The 19144-nt window shown below is 69.2% G+C and carries 18 protein-coding genes and 1 pseudogene; 10 read left to right on the plus strand and 9 right to left on the minus strand.

Annotation, left to right across the window (positions count from 1 at the left end; translation table 11 throughout):
• Positions 1-28 precede the first annotated feature (28 nt).
• The 5 genes from AC1DK4_RS09565 to AC1DK4_RS09585 all read left to right on the plus strand — a co-directional run bounded on the left by AC1DK4_RS09565 (position 29) and on the right by AC1DK4_RS09585 (position 5831).
• Complete coding sequence (locus AC1DK4_RS09565; protein ID WP_441613888.1) at positions 29-985, plus strand: ABC transporter permease; 957 nt, start codon at positions 29-31, stop codon at positions 983-985.
• Positions 985-1908 (plus strand): ABC transporter permease, encoded by a 924-nt coding sequence (locus tag AC1DK4_RS09570; protein ID WP_441613889.1) that lies wholly within the window; start codon positions 985-987, stop codon positions 1906-1908. The genes AC1DK4_RS09565 and AC1DK4_RS09570 overlap by 1 nt, the downstream gene beginning before the upstream one ends.
• Before the next feature lie 171 nt (positions 1909-2079).
• A complete protein-coding gene (locus AC1DK4_RS09575; RefSeq protein ID WP_441614068.1) occupies positions 2080-3735 on the plus strand; it encodes an ABC transporter substrate-binding protein in 1656 nt (551 codons plus the stop codon).
• Positions 3736-3820: 85 nt separating this feature from the next.
• Positions 3821-4804: an ABC transporter ATP-binding protein gene (locus AC1DK4_RS09580; protein WP_441649786.1), complete on the plus strand. Its 984-nt coding sequence runs from the start codon at positions 3821-3823 to the stop codon at positions 4802-4804.
• On the plus strand, positions 4797-5831 hold the full coding sequence (locus tag AC1DK4_RS09585) for an ABC transporter ATP-binding protein (RefSeq protein WP_441649812.1): 1035 nt from the start codon (positions 4797-4799) through the stop codon (positions 5829-5831). Before AC1DK4_RS09580 ends, AC1DK4_RS09585 begins: the two co-directional genes overlap by 8 nt.
• An 18-nt stretch (positions 5832-5849) precedes the next feature.
• Here AC1DK4_RS09585 and AC1DK4_RS09590 read toward each other — a convergent pair whose 3' ends face one another.
• Positions 5850-7085 carry a TetR/AcrR family transcriptional regulator gene (locus AC1DK4_RS09590; protein WP_441613891.1) on the minus strand — a complete coding sequence of 412 codons (1236 nt, stop codon included), beginning with the start codon at positions 7083-7085 and terminating at the stop codon, positions 5850-5852.
• Positions 7086-7421: 336 nt separating this feature from the next.
• Between AC1DK4_RS09590 and AC1DK4_RS09595 the strand changes: the two genes are divergently transcribed.
• Together AC1DK4_RS09595 and dkgB are read left to right on the plus strand one after the other, a co-directional pair.
• On the plus strand, positions 7422-8324 hold the full coding sequence (locus AC1DK4_RS09595; RefSeq protein WP_441613892.1) for an NAD-dependent epimerase/dehydratase family protein: 903 nt from the start codon (positions 7422-7424) through the stop codon (positions 8322-8324).
• A gap of 103 nt (positions 8325-8427) precedes the next feature.
• Positions 8428-9231, plus strand: coding sequence for a 2,5-didehydrogluconate reductase DkgB (gene dkgB / locus AC1DK4_RS09600; RefSeq protein ID WP_441613893.1), 804 nt, complete (start codon positions 8428-8430; stop codon positions 9229-9231).
• Between the two features lie 98 nt (positions 9232-9329).
• Here dkgB and AC1DK4_RS09605 read toward each other — a convergent pair whose 3' ends face one another.
• Positions 9330-9482: an SDR family oxidoreductase gene (locus AC1DK4_RS09605; protein ID WP_441649787.1), complete on the minus strand. Its 153-nt coding sequence runs from the start codon at positions 9480-9482 to the stop codon at positions 9330-9332.
• 62 nt (positions 9483-9544) lie between these two features.
• Here AC1DK4_RS09605 and AC1DK4_RS09610 point away from each other — a divergent pair.
• Positions 9545-10132: pseudogene (locus AC1DK4_RS09610) on the plus strand (LysR substrate-binding domain-containing protein); the annotation flags it as partial.
• A gap of 49 nt (positions 10133-10181) precedes the next feature.
• Here the strand turns inward: AC1DK4_RS09610 and AC1DK4_RS09615 are convergent.
• The gene (locus AC1DK4_RS09615; RefSeq protein ID WP_441649813.1) at positions 10182-10415 is read right to left on the minus strand and encodes a putative quinol monooxygenase; all 234 of its coding nucleotides are present in this window, start codon (positions 10413-10415) and stop codon (positions 10182-10184) included.
• Between AC1DK4_RS09615 and AC1DK4_RS09620 the strand changes: the two genes are divergently transcribed.
• Positions 10302-10586 carry a hypothetical protein gene (locus AC1DK4_RS09620; RefSeq protein WP_441649814.1) on the plus strand — a complete coding sequence of 95 codons (285 nt, stop codon included), beginning with the start codon at positions 10302-10304 and terminating at the stop codon, positions 10584-10586. The two genes, AC1DK4_RS09615 and AC1DK4_RS09620, sit on opposite strands and share 114 nt — an antisense overlap.
• Positions 10587-10728: 142 nt before the next feature.
• Here AC1DK4_RS09620 and AC1DK4_RS09625 read toward each other — a convergent pair whose 3' ends face one another.
• Both AC1DK4_RS09625 and AC1DK4_RS09630 read right to left on the minus strand, forming a co-directional pair.
• A complete protein-coding gene (locus tag AC1DK4_RS09625; RefSeq protein ID WP_441649788.1) occupies positions 10729-11697 on the minus strand; it encodes a TIGR03571 family LLM class oxidoreductase in 969 nt (322 codons plus the stop codon).
• A gap of 22 nt (positions 11698-11719) precedes the next feature.
• Positions 11720-12850, minus strand: coding sequence for an alkene reductase (locus AC1DK4_RS09630; RefSeq protein ID WP_441649789.1), 1131 nt, complete (start codon positions 12848-12850; stop codon positions 11720-11722).
• A 289-nt stretch (positions 12851-13139) separates the two neighbouring features.
• Between AC1DK4_RS09630 and AC1DK4_RS09635 the strand changes: the two genes are divergently transcribed.
• The gene (locus tag AC1DK4_RS09635; RefSeq protein ID WP_477131495.1) at positions 13140-13988 is read left to right on the plus strand and encodes a D-amino acid aminotransferase; all 849 of its coding nucleotides are present in this window, start codon (positions 13140-13142) and stop codon (positions 13986-13988) included.
• Between the two features lie 10 nt (positions 13989-13998).
• Here the strand turns inward: AC1DK4_RS09635 and AC1DK4_RS09640 are convergent, their stop codons facing one another.
• From AC1DK4_RS09640 to AC1DK4_RS09655, 4 genes are all read right to left on the minus strand, one after another.
• Positions 13999-15381, minus strand: a complete 1383-nt coding sequence (locus tag AC1DK4_RS09640; protein ID WP_441649791.1) for an MFS transporter — start codon at positions 15379-15381, stop codon at positions 13999-14001.
• 69 nt (positions 15382-15450) lie between these two features.
• Positions 15451-17022 carry a benzoate-CoA ligase family protein gene (locus AC1DK4_RS09645; protein ID WP_441613901.1) on the minus strand — a complete coding sequence of 524 codons (1572 nt, stop codon included), beginning with the start codon at positions 17020-17022 and terminating at the stop codon, positions 15451-15453.
• A gap of 39 nt (positions 17023-17061) precedes the next feature.
• The gene (locus AC1DK4_RS09650; RefSeq protein WP_441649792.1) at positions 17062-18606 is read right to left on the minus strand and encodes a 3,4-dehydroadipyl-CoA semialdehyde dehydrogenase; all 1545 of its coding nucleotides are present in this window, start codon (positions 18604-18606) and stop codon (positions 17062-17064) included.
• 21 nt (positions 18607-18627) lie between these two features.
• Positions 18628-19092, minus strand: a complete 465-nt coding sequence (locus tag AC1DK4_RS09655; protein ID WP_441613903.1) for a DUF4863 family protein — start codon at positions 19090-19092, stop codon at positions 18628-18630.
• Positions 19093-19144 lie beyond the last annotated feature (52 nt).

Below are 19144 nucleotides of genomic sequence, written 5' to 3' on the forward strand. Positions count from 1 at the left end.
GATCGGCGGCAGCCGGGGCGCGGACATCATGAACGCCTACATCGCACGCCGCGTGATGGCGCTGATTCCCACGCTGCTGTTCGCCAGCCTGATCGTCTTCGTGATCGTGCGCATGGTGCCGGGCGATGTGGTGGACCTGATGCTGAGCCAGAACGACATCAGCGCCGACACCAAGAGCCGCGAGGACCTGGTCCGCCTGCTGGGCCTGGACCAGCCGATGTGGCGCCAGTACCTGCACTGGGCCGGCAATATCGTGCTGCACGGCGATCTCGGCCATTCGCTGTGGCAGGGCGAGCCGGTGCTGAAGATGGTGCTGGCGCGCATGCCCGCCACCTTCTCGCTGGGCGTGATGGCGCTGATCGTGGCGCTGTCGGTGGCGCTGCCGATCGGCGTGCTGTCGGCGATCCGGCAGGACACCGCGGCCGACTACGTGGCGCGTTCCTTCTCCATCCTGATGCTGGCGGTGCCGAGCTTCTGGCTGGGCACCATGGTGATGGTATTTCCCTCGGTCTGGTGGGGCTGGTCGCCCGAGGTGCGCTACGTGCCTTTCCTCGAGAACCCGCTGCAGCATGTCGTCAACATGCTGGTGCCTGCCGTCATCCTGGGCATGGCGCTGTCGGCCATCACCATGCGCATGACCCGGACCATGATGCTGGAGGTGCTGCGCCAGGACTACATCCGCACCGCCTGGGCCAAGGGGCTGGACGAGCGGCTGGTGATCCTGCGCCATGCGCTGCGCAATGCGCTGATCCCCGTGGTGACCCTGATCGGCCTGCAAGCGCCGCTGCTGATCGGCGGCGCGGTCGTGATCGAGCAGATCTTCGTGCTGCCGGGCATGGGCCTGCTGCTGCTCGATGCCGTCAACCAGCGCGACTACCCCGTGATCACCGGCGTGTTCCTGGTGGTCGGCGTTGCCGTGATGCTCATCAACCTGCTCGTGGACCTGAGCTACGGGCTGTTCGATCCGAAAGTGAGGCACCGCTGATGGCCCCTCCAGTCGCCAACGCGCCCGCAATCGAGCCGGCGCAAGCCGCGCGGCCCGCACCCGGGCGCCGCGCGCCTGCCGCCATCGCGCTGGCCGGGCGCCTGTTCCGCGAGAAGCCGCTTGGCGCGGCCGGCGCGGTGATCTGCCTGGTCTTCCTGTTCTGCGGCATCTTCGCCGGCTGGCTGGCGCCATACGGCGTCAACGAGATCAGCATGATGAAGCGGCTGCAGCCGCCATCGTGGGCCCATCCCTTCGGCACCGACAACCTCGGCCGCGACATGCTCTCGCGCTGCCTCTACGGCGCGCGGCTCTCGGTGATCATCGGGCTGTCGGCGGCCACGCTGGCCACCGCGATCTCGGTGCTGGTGGGCATCCTGAGCGGCTATCTCGGCGGCAAGTTCGACATGATCGTGCAGCGCATGGTGGATGCGTGGATGAGCTTTCCGGACCTGGTGATCCTGATCGTGGTGGTCGCGGTGCTCGGCCCCGGCAGCTGGCAGATCATCGGCACGCTGGGCCTGCTGCTCGGGGTGGGCGGCTCGCGCATCATCCGCAGCGCGGTGGTATCGGTGCGCGAGAACATGTACGTGCATGCCGCCCGCTCGATGGGCGCGTCCACCGGGCGCATCCTGTGGCGCCATATCCTGCCCAATGTCCTGCCGCCCATCATCGTGCTGTTCACCACGCGCGTGGGCACCGCGATCCTGGCGGAGTCCGGCCTGTCTTTCCTGGGCCTCGGCGTGCCGCCGCCCGCGCCGACCTGGGGCGGCATGCTGTCGGGCAACGGCCGCACCTTCATGTTCCAGGGGCCGTGGCTGGCGCTGGCGCCAGGCGTGTGTCTCACGGTGGTGGTCTACGCCATCAATGTCTATGGCGATGCCCTGCGAGACCTGCTCGATCCGCGCATGCGCGGATCCCGGTAAGCGCGCCGCCGCAGGAAGACCAAGCAGAGGCCGGCGCCATGACGCCAGGCCCGGGAGGATCCGGCGCGCGAGCCGACGGCACGCGCGGCCCACTTGACGAGACCAAAGACGGAGGGACGCGGTTTGARCAGAACTGGCTCGAACGGAACGGCAGCCTTGCTGGCCGCAGGCATGGCGCTGGCGCTGGCAGCGGGCGGCGCATGCGCGCAGGCCGAAGCGCCGAAGTATGGCGGCAATCTCGAAATCGGCTCGATGTACCCGACCATCTCGGCCCTGTCCTGGGACCTGGCGGACTGGAACTGGAAGCAGAACTACGATACCGGCCAGGTCTACGAGCAGCTGTTCGTGGCCGACCTCTCCAAGGCGAAGCGCAACGGCGGCAAGTACGCCTTCCATGCCGATGCCTGGCTGCCCGAGGATGCCATCCGCGGCGAGCTTGCCGAGAGCTGGAAATGGCTCGATCCGCTGACGCTGGAAGTCAGACTGCGCAAGGGCGTGAAGTTTCCCGCCAAGCCCGGCGTGATGGCCGAGCGCGAGCTGACCGCGGAGGACGTGGTCTACAGCTATGGCCGCCAGAACAGCAGCGCCAAGAAGATCCCGACCTACTACGACCACCTCTCCAAGGTCGAGGCGACCGACAAGTACACGGTCATGTTCCGCTTCAAGGAGTTCAACGCCGAGTGGGACTACCGCTTCGGCTGGGGCTACTACTCCGGCGTGATGCCCAAGGAAGTGGCGACGGCCGGCGCCGGCAACTGGAAGAACGTCAACGGCAGCGGGCCCTTCGTGCTGAGCAACTTCGTGCAGGGCAATGCCACCACCTATGCGAAGAACACCCTGTACTGGGACAGCGACAAGATCGGCGGCAAGGACTACAAGCTGCCTTTCGTCGACAAGGTGGTGCTGCGCACGGTCAAGGACGAGGGCACCCGCAACACCATGCTGCGCACCGGCAAGATCGACGTGCTGGAGAACATCGGCTGGAGCGCGGTGGATGAACTCAAGAAGAACGCGCCCGCGCTGAAGTGGTCTCGCTGGTTGTCCACCAACGGGCAGTACCTGGCGCTGCGCGTCGATACCAAGCCGTTTACCGACCTGCGCGTGCGGCGCGCGCTGAACATGGCGGTCAACAAGGAGGAGATCGTCAAGCAGTTCTACGGCGGCAACGCCGAGCTGTTCGCTTATCCGCAGCACCCGGAGTACGCAGGCTATTTCGAGCCGCTCAGCGCCATGCCGGACTCGGTCAAGGAGCTCTACACCTACAACCCGGACAAGGCGCGCAAGCTGCTGGCCGAGGCCGGTTACCCGAAGGGCTTCACCTTCAAGGTGCAGGTGTGCGCCTGCCAGCCGGACCACCTGGAGCTGCTACCGCTGATCGGCGCCTACCTGGAGCAGGTGGGTGTGAAGATCGAGATCCAGCCGATGGAGTACGGCGCCTTCCTCTCGGCCATGACCACCAGGACCAACGCGCCCGGCTACCTGATGAGCAACGGCCACACCAACCCGACCACCACGATCCGCAAGAGCTTCGTGCTGGGCCAGGTCTGGAACGCAGCGCAGTGGGGCAACCCGAAGTACGAGCAGCGCGTAGGCGAGGCGTTCCAGATGCGCGACCTCGGGCGCCGCCAGGAAGCGCTGCGCGCGCTCACGCGCGACGTGCTGGCCGATGCGCCGTATATCTGGCTGCCCACGCCCTACCAGTACACCGCGTGGTGGCCCTGGGTGAAGAACTACAACGGCGAGCTGCGCGCCGGCGCGGTGCGTCCCGGCCCGATCTACGCGCGCATGTGGATCGACCAGGACATGAAGAAGAAGATGGGGTTCTGAGGCCGGTTCGTCCCGCGATGCCAACGCGCGGGCCGCCGGCGCAACGCCGGTCCCGCGCCACCGAAGCCACTTCATGGAGGCCCGCATGACGCAGCCGATCCTGCAGGTGAACAAGCTGACCACGCGTTTCCGTACCGACCGCGGCGTGGTCACCGCGGTGGACCAGGTCTCGTTCGGCGTGGCGCCCGGCGAGACGCTGGCCATCGTCGGCGAATCCGGCTCGGGCAAGAGCGTCACGGCCCTGTCCATCCTGGGGCTGATCCCCAGGCCGGCCGGCCGCATCGAGTCCGGCGAGATCCTGTTCGACGGGCAGGATCTGCTCAAGCTCAGCGCCGCGCGCATGCGTGCCATCCGCGGCAACCGCATCGCGATGATCTTCCAGGAGCCGATGTCCTCGCTCAATCCCGCGCTCACCGTGGGAAAACAGATCGCGGAGCCGGTCAACCTGCACCAGGGCATGCCGTGGAAGACCGCGCTCGGCATTGCCGGCGAGCTGCTCGCCAAGGTGCAGATCCCCGAGCCGCAGAGCCGCCTGGGTGCCTATCCCCATCAGTTCTCCGGGGGCATGCGCCAGCGCGCCATGATCGCCATGGCGCTGGCCTGCAAGCCGCAGCTGATCATCGCCGACGAACCCACCACCGCGCTCGACGTGACGGTGCAGGCCCAGATCCTGGACCTGCTCAAGGCGCTGGCCGCCAGCTCGGACACCGCGCTGATCCTGATCACGCACGACCTCGGCGTGGTGGCGCGCTATGCCGACCGCGTCGCCGTGATGTACGGCGGCCGCATGGTCGAGACCGCCTCCGCGCGCGACCTGTACGCGCGGCCGGCGCACCCGTACACACGCGGCCTGATGGCGTCGGTGCCACGGATCGACGGCGATACCCGCCAGCCGCTGGTGCCGATCGACGGCCAGCCGCCGGACCTCACCGCGCTGCCGCCGGGCTGCGCCTTCATGCCGCGCTGCCGGCTGGCCGCCCAGCGCTGCGGCGTCTCGCGCCCGGCGCTGCAGCCCGTACGCTCGAACCACAGTCACCTCAAGGCGTGCTTCCTCCATGACCATGACTGATACCAGCGCCGCCGGTGCCGGCAATGCCACGCGCGCGGCCGCCCGCCGCGGCGACGAGATCCTGCGCGTCGAGAACCTGAAGGTCCATTTCCCTGTGACCAGGGGTGCGTTCGTCAAGCGCCAGGTCGGCTCGGTGAAGGCTGTCGACGGCGTCTCGTTCGCGCTCAGGCGCGGCGAGACGCTGGGCCTGGTGGGCGAGAGCGGGTGCGGGAAATCCACCACGGGGCTCGCCATCATCAAGATGCTTGCCGCCAGCAGCGGTCGCATCACCTTCGAAGGCGAGGACTTCGCCAGCTTCGGCAAGGCGCAGGAGAAACATTTTCGTCGCAGCGTGCAGATGGTCTACCAGGATCCGTTCGGCTCGCTCAACCCGCGCATGAAGGTGCGCGATATCATCGGCGAGCCGCTCGAGGTGCACGGCATGGCGCGCGACCGCGAATGCTGTCGCGCGCGGGTTGCGTCATTGCTGGAGATGGTCGGCCTGCTGCCCTATATGGCCGACCGCTACCCGCATGAGTTTTCCGGCGGGCAGCGCCAGCGCGTGGGCATCGCGCGCGCGCTGGCGGTGGAACCCAGCCTGATCGTCTGCGACGAGCCGGTCTCCGCGCTGGACGTCTCGATCCAGGCGCAGGTGGTCAATGTGTTCATGGAGCTGCAGCGGCGCCTGGGCCTGACCTATGTCTTCATCGCGCATGACCTCGCGGTGGTGCGCCATATCAGCGACCGCATCGCGGTGATGTACCTGGGGCGCATCGTGGAGATCGCCGGGCGCGACGAGCTGTACGCCAACCCCCGGCATCCCTATACGCAGGCGCTGCTGTCCGCGGTGCCGGTGGCCAGCGTGGAAGCCGAAGCGAAGCGTGAGCGCATCGTGCTGCGCGGCGAAGTGCCGAGCCCGCTGAACCCGCCGGCGGGATGCCGCTTCCATCCGCGCTGCCCGCGCGCGATGGCCCGCTGCGGCACGGAAGATCCCGTCTTGCGGGACCGCGGCGGCGGGCAGATGGTGGCCTGCCACCTGGAAGACTAGCGCCGCCCCGGGCAACGCTCAGCGGCCCGAGAAGATGCCCATGAAGAGGGGCCGGATGAAGAGGTCGGCGGCATTCTCGCCCGACGCATCCGGCACCCAGCGCCGCAATTCCACCGCCGCGTTGATCATGCCGTTGACCTGCAGCGATGCGATCGACTGATCCAGCGGCCGGATCGAGCCGTCCTGCATGCCCAGCACCAGGAAGCGCACGAAGCGCGTGGAAAGGCGGCTCATGACGAGCATCTTTTCCTTGCGCATGTCCTCGGGCAGCGCACCGTAGATGGTCAGCCGCAGCAGCGGCCCCTGCCCGGAGAACTGGTAGCCGACCAGGGCGCGGGCGACCGCGCACAGCTTGTCCCAGCCGCTGCCCGGGCCTGCTTCCACGCGCGCCTGCGTATCGCGGATGACGGCGAACATGCGGTCGAAGCAGGCGGAGATCAGGTCGTCCTTGTTCTCGTTGTGGTGGTAGAACGAGCCTTTGGTGAGGTTGAGCCGCGCCGAGATGCGGTCCGCCGAGGCGCCGCGGTAGCCGAGTTCGTTGAGCAGGTCGGTGGCGGCGCGCAGGAAGGCTTCCTGCGTGCTTTCCTGCGGATCGGGCCCGGGCGGCAGCGGCGCTGCCACGCCCGCATCCCAGCGCGACCGCGCCGCGGCAAAGCCGTTGAGCAGGATGTCCACCACCGTGTCCGCCACCTTGGGATAGTCCTGCGGCTCGTAGCGCTCCAGCCACGTCATGGCGCCGCTGGTCAGCGACAGCAGCAGGTGGGCGGCGGCGCTGCGCGTGTTGCGCTCGGCCGCGTCGCGCGGGGCAGCGTCCCGCAGCAGCTTGCGGATGCGGCGGAACATATCCGTATAGGCCGCGAAGGCCACCTCGGCATGGCTTTCGGGCAGCGCGCGGATCTCGCGGAAGCTCATCAGCTCCGGACGCTCGCCGGTGGCAGTGCGGGCCAGCCGCGCGAAGAACAGCGTGATGAAGCGGCGCACGCGCTCCTGCGGCAGGGGCTCGTCCGCGGTGGCGTCGGCGATGCCCGCAATCTCGTCGATGGTGCGCAGCAGGCAGGCCACCACAAGGTCTTCCTTCTTGCGGTAGTAGTAGGTGATGCTGTTGGTGCTCAGCCCGACTTCCTGCGCCACGTCCGAAAGCGTGGCGCCGCGCAGGCCCTTGCGGTTGAACAGCCGCGCGGCGGCGTCGAGGATCGCCTCGCGCTTCTCGACGTAGCGGCGTGTCGGGCGGGCTTCCGCTGTTTCCTTGAGCATGAGGGCAGTGATTGGCCGGGCGATGGCCATGATTGGCAGGGTGCGCGGATTATAGAGCCGCGCCGCGCCTGCGGGTGGCTCGCGTCGCGCGGGGGCGACAACGCGCGGGCACGCGGCATTGCCGGCTGCCCGTGCCCCGCCCCGCGCAGCCGATCCGCCGGCCTTTTCGCCCAGGCGCGTGAGAGCGCGGTGGCGCGGCTCCCGCCGCCCTGGCCGATTCTTGCGCCGGAATCAATTATCTTCTGCACGCGGGCCGGTTATTCCGCCGGCGGGGAGCGGGGATACTCTGGCCATGTACAAGGGCCGGCAGTCGTTCCGGCCACAAGGAGCCTTCCCATGCAAGTCTTCATTACCGGCGCCGCGGGGTTTATCGGGGGCTCGGTGGCCGCGCGCCTGCTCGCCGATGGCCACGCCGTGCGCGGCCTGGTGCGCAATCCGGCCCAGGCAGGGCTGTTTGCCGGGCGCGGCATCGTGCCCGTGGCCGGCACGCTGGACGACGCGGCCCTGCTGACGCGCGAAGCCGCGCGGGCGGATGCCGTCATCAACACCGCCAGCAGCGACCACCGCGGTGCCGTGGAGGCGCTGCTGGCCGGGCTGCTCGGCTCGGGCAAGCCCTTCCTGCACACCAGTGGCTCCAGCGTGATCGGCGACGATGTCGGCGGCAATGCCGTGTCCGGGCACATCTTCGACGAAGACACGCCGCTGGTGGTGGAGCCCGGCAAGCAGGCACGCCATGCCATCGACCAGATGGTGCTGGACGCGGCCGCGCACGGCGTGCGCAGCGCTGTGTTGTGCAACAGCATGATCTACGGCACCGGCGCCGGGCTGCATCCGCACAGTGTGCAGATTCCGCCGCTGGTGGCGCAGGCGCGGCGCAGCGGCGTGGTGCGTGTGGTCGGGGCGGGCGTGAACCGCTGGTCCAACGTGCATATCGACGACGCCGTCGCGCTCTACGCGCTGGCGCTGGAGCACGCACCGGCCGGCGCCTTCTACTTCGTCGAGAACGGCGAGGCGTCCTATGCCGAGATCGGCGCGGCCATCGCGCGGCGCCTCGGGCTCGGGCCGGTGCAGTCGTGGTCCGTGGCCGAGGCCGCGCCGGTCTGGGGCGAAGGGCCCGCACGCTACTCCTTCGGCTCCAACAGCCGCGTGCGCGCCCGCCGCGCGCGGGCCGAGCTTGGCTGGCAACCCGCGCATGGCTCGGTGACCGGCTGGATCGAAAACGCGATGCCGCTCGACTGAGCGGCGCGGGGCGATTGCCGCCAGTCCCGCAATCCATCCTGAACCCTTCGCGGCCGGGCTGCCGTCAGCCCCGGCTGTCAACCCTCTGACAATGGAAAGAACCATGAGCATTCCCGCACTCGGCCTCGGCACCTTCCGCCTGCAAGGCCAGACCGTCATCGACTCCGTGCGCAACGGCCTCGAGGTCGGCTACCGTGCCATCGACACCGCGCAGATCTACGGCAACGAGGCCGAAGTCGGCCAGGCCATCGCCGAGAGCGGCGTGGCGCGCGCCGGGCTGTTCCTCACCACCAAGATCTGGGTCGAGAACCTCTCGCGCGACAAGCTGGTGCCCAGCCTCAGGCAGAGCCTGGCCAAGCTGCGCACCGACCATGTCGACCTGACCCTGATCCACTGGCCGTCGCCCGGCGGCGCGGTGCCGGTGGCGGAGTTCATGACTGCGCTGGCCGAGGCCCGCGAACAGGGCCTGACCCGCCAGATCGGTGTCTCCAACTTCAATATCGCGCTGATGCGCGAGGCGATCGACGCCGTTGGCGCGCAGGCGATCGCCACCAACCAGGTCGAGTTGCACCCCTTCCTGCAGAACCGCAAGGTGGTGGAGTTCGCGCGCAGCCAGGGCATCCACGTCACGTCGTACATGACGCTGGGCTACGGCCGCGCGCTGCAGGATCCGGTGATCCTGGGGATCGCCGGGCGCCTGGGCGCGACTGCCGCGCAAGTGGTGCTGGCCTGGGCCATGCAGCTCGGCTACGCGGTGATCCCGTCGTCCACCAGGCGCGCCAACCTGCAGGGTAACCTGGGTGCGCCGGCGGTGCGCCTGAGCGATGCCGACATGGCCGCCATCGCCGCGCTGGACCGCGGCGAGCGCCTCACCAGCCCGGATGGCCTGGCACCGGCCTGGGACTGAAGCCAGCGCTTGCCGGGGTTCGCCCCGGCTTGCATCACGCGCGCCGCCGGCAATATCCGGCGGCGCGCGTTGTCTTGCCGGCGCCGGGCGCGCGGCCATCAGGCGATGGTCTGCACGGTGCCGCCCTCGGCCCGGATCGCCGCGCCGTTGACAACGGCGGCGCGCTCGCTGGCGAGGAAGGCGACGACACTGGCGACTTCGGCGGGCTTGGCCAGGCGCAGGATCAGCGAGGACGGCCGGTTCTCGTTCATGAACTTGCGTTCCGCATCGGCATAGGCAGGATCTCGCGCAGGGCTCGGCGGCGCCGCACGGCGTGCTGCGCGTGAATGCCTCGCTGCCGCTGGGCACGCACCAGCTGCTGCCGCTGTTGCCCGAGTTCCGCCGGCGCTACCCGGGCATCACGCTGGACATCTCGCTCACGGACGAACTGGTGGACCTGCGCCGAGAGCGGATCGACGTGGCGATCCGCATGGGCCCGCTGGCCGACGCCAGCTTTCGCGCGCGCATCCTGGGGGAAAGCCGGCGCGTGGTGGTGGCCGCGCCTGCCTATGTGGCGGCCCACGGCGTGCCGCACGCGCCACAGGCGCTTGCGCAGCACAACTGCCTGAATTTCAATTTCCGGCGCTCGGTGGACGAGTGGCCGTTCTCGATCGACAAGCAGACCGTCTACATGCCGGTGCGCGGCGACCTGCTGGCCAACAACGGCGAGACCATGCGCCAGCTCACGCTGGATGGACTGGGCATCAGCCGGCTGGGCATGTTCCACGTGGCCAGGGATATCGAGGCGGGGCGGCTGGTGCCCCTGCTGGAGGATTTCAACCCGGGCGACAAGGAAGAGGTCCACGCGATCTTCAGCAACCAGCGGCATATGCCGCAACGCGTGCGGGTCTTTATCGATTTCCTGGTGGAGCGCGTCGGCGCGGCGCGCCGGGCGCGGGATAGCCGGCCGCTTACGCTGCAGCGTGCATCTCGTACAGCGAGAATTCGCCGATGCAATCGCCGGCCGCGCTGCGGAACGCATTCATGTAAGGGCTCTCCATGTGATCGCGCCATTGCGCGGCCGATGCCCATTGCTCGACGAAGATGACGAAGCCCTCTTCGGTATTGGACTGGTGCAGCTCATAGCGCAGGCAGCCGCGATGCTGCCTTGCCGCGGCCACCAGACCGACTTGCGCGGCGAGCAGGCGCGCCTGCGTGCCGGGCTTGGCGCGCACGTGGGCGATGATGGTCAGTGGCGCGGATGGCGCAGCTTGCGGGGCGGGATTCGTTTGCATGATGGATTCCTGGTGAGGGTGTCGGGCGGGGGCGGCGGATGCCATGGAGGCAGTATTGGCGGGAGCCGCGCGCGCGACTAGCCGGTGCGGCGGAAAAGGATTGCGGAATCGCTTTCCGCACGGCTCGCCCGCGACGGTTTTTTTCCCCTCTCGCGTGGAACGGGAGAGGGGCCGGCGAAGACAAGCCGCGGCAGATTTTGCTTGCCGCCTGGCATCCCCGGGCTCAGGCCGCCAGCGCGCCTTGCGGCGCATTCCCGGCGGTCTGCGCATCGCCATGGAAATGCGGCAGCACATGCGCCGCGATTTCCTCCATCGCTTCGCCCACTGGCCGGTGACTGCGGCGAAAGTGCAGGCCGATATGCGCGGCGCCTGCCGCGCGCATGGCCTCCAGCTCGGCAACCAGCCCCTTGCGCCCGACCGCCGCGCCAAAGCGGTGACGGCGGATCGGCGCATCGGGATCGTCCAGCAGGTCCAGGTGGATAAAGCTGACATAGGGTTTGGCGCCGGCCGCGCCGCGCCACATTGCGCTGCGGCGCGCGTGGTCCTCGGGCGTGCCGGGGTAGGCCAGCCAGCCATCCATGTGCTCGCCGACCCAGGCAGGCGATTGCTGCGCGAGCCCGGCCACCAGCAGCGGCAGCGGTGCGTCCAGGCGCGGCAGCATGCGCACGCCTTCGGGCAGGCGTGCCGCGCCGGCATCGCGCAGCAGCGCCACCTGCTCGCGGAACGCTTCGCCGCGGCGCGCGAAGTCGCGGCCGAAGACCGGGTATTCGACCGGGCGGTCGCCGCTGGCGACGCCGAGCAGCAGCCGGCCGTTGCTGAGGTGGTTCACGGTGGCGGCGGATTTCAGCGTCAGCATCGGCTCGCGCAGGGGTAGTACCACCGCGGCGGTGCCGAGCAGGATGCGCTCGGTCACGCCGGCCAGGTAGCCCAGGTAGCTGAAGGTCTCGAAGACCTGCGCGGCGTCGCCGAACTGCGGGTCGTACAGCGGGACGTCGCGCACCCACAGCGCGCGAAAGCCCAGCCGGTCGGCGCGCCTGGCGAGTTCGCCATGGCGTGCCAGGTCGGGCTCGCCGGGAAGGCGGCCGGCCTGGCGTCGGGCGAGTTCGCCGGCGGGCGACCAGTCGTTGTCCAGCGGCAGTTCCAAGCCGACGCTGAAGCCGCCCGCCGTCAGTTTGTCCAGTGCGCTGTGCATGGCGTTCTCCATCGCGGCGGGGTTATGCGGCATCGGCCTGGGGCGCGGCGTTGCTGGCGTGCCTCGGGTAATCGGTGTAGCCCGCCTCGCCGCCACCGAAGTACTTGGCGCGGTCGCCGGCGTTGAGCGGCAGGTCGTGCTGCAGGCGGTAGGGCAGGTCCGGATTGGCGATGAACGCGCGCCCGAAGCCGACCAGGTCGGCCCAGCCCCTGGCGAGCGCTTCCTGCGCACGCGGCCCGGTGTAGTTGCCGGAGTAGATCAGGGTGCCGGGATAGATCGCGCGCAGCGCTTCCTTGAAGGCGGCTGGCATGACGGGCGCATCCTCCCAGTCGGCCTCGGCGATATGGATATAGCCCACGCCGATCTGGCCGAGCGCGTGCGCGGCGGCCAGGTAGGTGGCTTGTGGCGTGTCGTCCACCGCGCCCTGCAGCGTGGTCAGCGGCGCCAGGCGCACGCCGATGCGGTCCTTGCCGACCACGTCGGTCACGGCCTGCGCCACTTCCTTGAGCAAGCGCAGGCGGTTGGCCAGCGAGCCGCCGTAGGCGTCGGTGCGGGCGTTGGCCTGCGAGTCGATGAACTGGTTGATCAGGTAGCCGTTGGCGCCATGCAGCTCGACACCGTCGAAGCCGGCCGCCAGGGCATTGCGCGCAGCGTTCGCGTAGTCGGCCACGATGCCGGGGATCTCGTCGATCGACAGCGCGCGCGGCGCCGAGTGCTGGATCATCTCGCCCACGCCGCCCTGCGGGCCCTGGCCGCTGGCGTCGACGAACACTTTCACGCCTTCGGCCACCAGCGCGGACGACGACACCGGCGCGGCCTCGCCGGGCTGGAGCGAGTTGTGGGAGACGCGGCCCACGTGCCAGAGCTGCGCGAAGATCTTGCCGCCCGCGGCATGCACCGCGTCGGTCACCTTGCGCCAGCCGCGTACCTGCGCGTCGGTATAGATGCCGGGCGTCCAGGCATAGCCCTGCCCTTGCCGGCTGATCTGCGTGCCTTCGGAAATGATCAGGCCGGCGCCGGCGCGCTGCGCGTAGTACTCGGCCATCAGGTCCGTTGCCACATCGCCCGCGGCAGCGCGCGAACGGGTCATCGGCGGCATCACGATGCGGTTGCGCGTGGTGATGTCGCCAAAGGTGTAGGGGGTGAACAGCATGGTTGCCTCGCTCGTCGGATATCGGTTGGATGAAGCGATTATCGGGACGGGCGGGCTTTGCAAAAACCCCGCGGCCGGCAAATGATTCTTGCGGCGGGATCAAGGATGGCGTGCGGGCCACGGTGAGGCAGAAAGCACACGGCCGCCGTGGAAGCGGGCTGGAAGCAGCTCATGCCTATTTTGCATAACCAGGCGATGCGGCTTGTGGAAGAATGCCCCCATGCGCTGCTTGTGCTCGATGCGCGCATCGCACCCCATCCACGCTGGAACCTGCCCGAAGCCTGCCCCCATGAACGAAGACATTGTCTACCTCAACGGCGAACTCACGCCCCTGTCCGAAGCCCGCATTCCCGTGCTGGACCGAGGCTTTATCTTTGGCGACGGCGTGTATGAAGTCGTGCCCATCTACAACGGCAAGCCCTTCCGCCTGCCGCAGCACCTGGCGCGGCTGGCCCGCAGCCAGGAAACCATCGGCATTCCCAACCCGCACACCGATGCCGAGTGGATCGCCCTGATCGACCGCGTGGTCAAGGCCAACGGCCTGTCCGACCAGATGATCTACATCCAGGTCACGCGCGGCGTGGCGCGGCGCACCCATGCCTTCCCGAAGGAGGTGACGCCCACSGTGCTSATCATGACCAACCCGATGWCGCCGCCGTCGGCCCAGATGCGCGAGMAGGGCGTGTCGTGCGTGACGCAGGAGGACAAGCGCTGGCTGCATTGCCAGGTCAAGTCCACCTCGCTGCTGGGCAATGTGCTGGCGGCGCAGAACGCGGTGGAGCACGGCGCCACCGAGAGCATCCAGTTCCGCGACGGCTTCCTGACCGAGGCTTCCGCCTCCAATGTGTGGATCGTCCGCAAGGGCCGCGTCGCGGCGCCGCCGAAGGACAACCTGATCCTCGAAGGCATCCGCTACGGCTGGATGGAAGAGCTATGCGCGGYGCTGGATATCTCGCTGGAGGCCCGCCGCATCACGTTCGATGAAGTGATGGCGGCGGACGAAGTCCTGCTGACCTCGGCCAGCAAGGAGGTCCTGCCCGTGGTGCGCATCGACGGCAAGACCGTCGGTACGGGCGTGCCGGGGCCGGTGTTCAAGCGCCTGTACGCGGCCTATCAGGAGGCGAAGACCGCGTCGTGACGGGCATGCCCTAAGCGGAGCGCCCGGCCTGCGCCAGCGCCGGCGCGTGCGCGGCGGGCTGCGCGGCTTCGCCACCCGCATGCATGGCCGAGGCCGAGCGCCGGTGATCGATCAGCAGCACCGCCACCACGGCGATCACCGCCGGCACCGCGATCGCCATGAAGTTCTGCTGTAGCGGCAGCGCCATGCCCACCAGGGCACCGATCACGATCGGCGCCAGGATGGCGCCGCTGCGGCCCACACCCGAGGCCCAGCCGATGCCGGTGGCGCGCACCGCCATCGGATAGAACTGCCCCGCGTAGGCATAGGTCACGATCTGCGTGCCGATGGTCGACGCGCCGGCCAGCGCCACCAGCAGGAACAGCACTTCGGTGGGCACCTTGAAGCCCAGCAGCGTGATGGACACCGCCGCCAGTGCATACATCCCCACCAGCACGTACTTGATATTGAAGCGGTCGGCCAGCCAGCCGCCGCCGATCGCGCCGATCATGGCGCCGAAGTTCAGCACCAGCACGAAGGTCAGCGCCGAGCCCAGGCTGTAGCCGGCGCTGGCCATCAGCTTGGTCAGCCACGAACTGAGCGCGTAGACCATGAAAAGGCACATGAAGAACGCGACCCAGAACATCACGGTGCTGAAGCCGCGGCCGTCCTGGAACAGCTTGCCGATCGGCGCGTCGCCGGCCTTGTCGGTGGCGGGCAGGGCGAACTGGTCATCGGGCCGCGGCTGGTAGGCCGGCTCCAGGCGCGACACGATGCGCTTGAGCGTGTCGAGGCGGCCGGTCCTGACCAGGAAGGGCATGGATTCGGGCATGACCTTGAGCACCACGGGGATCAGCAGCGCCGGCAGCGCGGCGGCGACGAATACCGACTGCCAGCCATAGCTTTCGATCAGTCCCTTGCCGAGCAGCGCGGCCAGCATGCCGCCCACGGAGTAGCCGCTGAACATCAGCGTGACCATGGTGCCGCGGATCTTGCGCGGCGAGTACTCGGTCATCTGCGCCACCACATTGGGCATCACGCCGCCGATGCCCAGCCCCGCCAGGAAGCGCGTGACGCTGAAGCTGACCGGGTCGCTGGCGAAGCCTGCTGCCGCGGTAAACACACTGAACAGCGCAATGCAGATGGCGATGGCGACGCGCCGGCCGAGGCGGTCCGCCACGGTGCCCATGACGACGGCGCCGAACATCATGCCGAACAGCGCCGAGCTGACCATGAAGCCGGCGCTGGTAGCGTCGACGCCCATGCTCTTCATGATGGAAGGCAGCGCAATGCCGACCACGGCAAGGTCATAGCCGTCGAAGATGATGATAAGGGCGCACCACAACAGCACCTGGCCGTGGAAGCGGTTGAAGCGGGCCTCGTCGGCCAGCTTGTGGACATCGATCTGACGCATGGTTGTCTCCGTTGTGTTTTTCGCCGCCGCGTGGCCGCGGCGGTCGGGGTGTGGCACGCGGCGCGGGCTTCAGGCCGGCGCGCCTTCCAGTTCGCGCAGCCGGAAGCGCTGGATCTTGCCGGTGGCGGTCTTGGGCAGCGCGGCAACGAACTCGATGACGCGCGGGTACTTGTAGGGCGCCAGGCGCTCCTTGACGAAGGCCTTCAATTCCGCCTCGCCGGCCTGCGCGCCGGCCTTCAGCACGACGAAGGCCTTGGTCCTGGTCAGGCCCGCGTCGTCGGGCACGCCGATCACGGCCGCCTCCAGCACGGCCGGATGCTGGGCCAGCGTGGCTTCCACTTCGAACGGCGACACATAGATGCCGCTGACCTTGAGCATGTCGTCGCTGCGGCCGGCGTAGCAGTAGCTTCCGTCGGGGTTGCGCACGTACTTGTCGCCGCTCTTGGTCCAGCCGCCGCGGAAGGTCTCGCGCGATTTCTCGCGGTTGCCCCAGTACATCAGCGCCGCGCTCGGGCCCTGGATATACAGCTCGCCCACCTCGCCATCCGGCACGGGGTGGCCTTCCTCGTCGCGCAGCTCCACCGCGTAGCCCGGCACCGGCCAGCCGGTGGTGCCGTAGCGCACCTGGCCGGGGCGGTTTGACAGGAAGATGTGCAGCATCTCGGTGGAGCCGATGCCGTCGATGATGTCGCAGCCGAAGTGCGCGGTGAAGCGTTCGCCGAGGTCGGCGGGCAGGGCTTCGCCAGCGGAAGAGCAAAGGCGCAGCGCCACTTCGCCGCGCGCGGGCAGGGCGGGCGAGGCCAGCATGCCCGCATAGCCGGTCGGCGCGCCGAAGAAGACCGTGGGCCGATGCGCCAGCCAGCGCCTGAAGGTGGCCTCCGGGGTCGGGCGCTCGGCCATCAGCACCACGGTGGCGCCGACGCTGAGCGGAAAGCTCAGCGCGTTGCCGAGCCCGTAGGCGAAATACAGCTTGGCCGCGGAGAAGCAGGTGTCGTGCTCGTCCAGACCGAGGATGGGTTTGGCGTACAGCTCCGCCGTCCAGTACGGGTTGGCGTGGCTGTGGAGCACGCCCTTGGGGCGGCCGGTGGAGCCCGAGGAATACAGCCAGAAGCCGGGGTCGTCGGGCCCGGTGCCGGCGGGCGCRGGCAGCGGCGCGTGACCGCCGAGCAGCGCGTCGAGCGCAAGCGCGCCGCCGTCGGGGGCGCCGTCGGGACGGGAGACGATGACCGTCTTCACTTCGTGGCCGCCCTGTGCCATGGCCTGGCGCAGCACCGGCAGCAGCGCCGCCGATACCAGCACCGCCTGGGCGCGGCTGTGCCCCAGCATATAGGCATAGTCCTCGGCGGTGAGCAGGGTGTTGACCGCCACCGGCACGATGCCGGCGTACATCGCGCCGAGGAAGGACACGGGCCAGTCGTTGCAGTCGTGCATCAGCAGCAGCACACGCTCTTCGCGGTGGATGCCGCAGCCCTGCAACGCGGCGGCCAGGCGGCGCACGCGCTCGGCCAGCGCGCCGTAGCTCAGGCTGCCGTGGTCGTCGACAAAGGCGGTCTTGGTCGCGCGCAGCGCATTGCGCTCGATCAGGTGCTGCGCGAAATTGAAGGGCGCTCCGGGCGGCTGGACTTGTGTTTCGGCGGTCATGCTTGTCTCCCCGTATCGGTGGGTTTGTCGCGCGCTGGCTTACAGGTGTGCGAGCACGTCGGTGCCGGCCTGCACGGCGCTGCGGCGGTGATAGAAGTTCAGGGCGCGCAGTCCGCCCAGCTCTTCGCCGCCGCCCGCGCGCCCCGGGCCGCCATGCAGCGATTGCGGCATGACGTTGCCGTGGCCGGTGTGGAGCTGCCCCACTTCAGGCGAGATCACGTGGACGCGGCCGTGGCTGTCGGCCAGTTCCACGGCCGTGGCAGCCAGCGCGGCGCTGTCGCTGCCGTACAGCGACGCCACCAGCGAGCCCTGGCCACGCCGCACCAGCGCCAGCGCGTGAGCGGCGTCGCGGTAGGGCACCAGCGTGGCCACCGGGCCGAAGACCTCGGTGTCGTGTACGCGGTCGGCGCCGTCGGCGTCGCGCGTGCCCAGCAGGGTGGGGCCGACGCAGCACGCCACGGCCGCGTCGGCATCCACCGGCGCGTGCGTGGCGCCGTCGTGCAGCACGTCGGCCTGCGAGCGCAGGCAGGCCAGGCCTTCGCGCACCGCGCCAAGCTGTGCGCGGCTGACCAGCGCGCCCATGCGCACCGCATCGTTGCGCGGGTTGCCCACGGTGATCTTGCGCAGGCGCGCGCCGATGGCCTCGGCGGCGGCGTCGTAGAGCGGTTCCGGGACGAAGATGCGGCGGATGGCGGTGCACTTCTGGCCGGACTTGACCGTCATCTCGCGCACGGCCTCGCGCGCCAGCAGGTCGAAGGCTTCGCTGCCGGCTGCCTCGCCGGGCAGCAGCAGCGCGGAGTTGACGCTGTCGGCCTCGATATTGACGCGCACGGAGCGTTGCGTCACCGCCGCATGGGAGCGGATCAGCGCGGCGGTATCGGCCGAGCCGGTGAAGGACACGACGTCGAACGGCTGCAACTGGTCGAGCAGGCCGGCCGCGCTGCCGCATACCACGGACAGGGCGCCGGGCGGCAGGATGCCGGCCTCGACCACGTCGCGCACCATGCGCTGCGTGAGCCAGGCGGTGGCGGTGGCGGGCTTGACGATGACCGGCACGCCGGACAACAGCGCGGGCGCGGCCTTTTCCCACAAGCCCCAGCCGGGGAAGTTGAAGGCATTGATCAGCAAGGCCACGCCGCGGGTGGGCGTGAGCACGTGCTGCGACTGGAATAGTGGCTCCTTGCCGAGGCGCGCGGCCTCGCCGTCGAGCAGGAAGCGACGCTCGCCGAGCGCGTCGCCCATCTTCGCGTAGGTGCCGAGCGTGAAGATGCCACCGTCGATATCGACCGCCGAATCGTTCCTGACCGTGCCGCTGTTGGCCGTGGCGATGTCGTAGTAGGCGTCGCGGTTGGCCTGCAGCACCTTGACGATGGCCCCCAGCATGGCGGCGCGCTCGCGGTAGGTGAGCGCGCGCAAGGCCGCGCCGCCCTGTTCGCGGGCGAAGGCGAAGCCGGCGGCGAGGTCGAGCCCGGTGGCGTCCACGCGCACCAGTTCGTTGCCCAGCACGGGATCGAGCAGCGCCGTGCCGGCGCCGGTCCCGGCCTGCCAGCGGCCGCCGAGATGGTTGGAAAGCAGTTCGGTCATGGTGCGGTTCCTGCGGGTTGCCTAACGGGTGAATTCGATGCGCCCGGCGGGCAGCAGATAGAGGACCAGGGCGCGGCCCTGGGTGACGGTGGGCCGGTGCGCGCTGCCGGGCGGGCAGACCAGCCAGCCGGCGGGTCGCCCGTCGAATCGCGCTTCGCCTTCGACGGGCATGATCAGGTCGATCTCGCCATCCGGATGCACGTGGTGCGGCCCGGCGATGTCCTGCATGTCGACCACGTCCACCGAGAAGCCGTGCAGTTCGTCGTCCGGCTTGAAGATGCGGCCGTAGCGGATGCCGCCGCCTTCCCGGTTGCACAGCCAGCCTTCGGCCACGCCGGTCTCGCAGGCGGCCTTGAGTTCGCGGTAGGTGGGGCTGGTGGCGCCGTGCTCTGCGTTGAGCCAGGCGTCGAGGCTGGCATCGAGCGGGCGGCCGGCGATCTGCGCCGTCAGCCGCGCGATCTGCGCACGGAATTCGGTTGGGGACATCTGGGGGGCTCCATTAGACTTAGCCGGGTTGCATACCGACGATTCATGCATT

It is taken from the genome of Cupriavidus sp. 05N38, assembly GCF_056397345.1.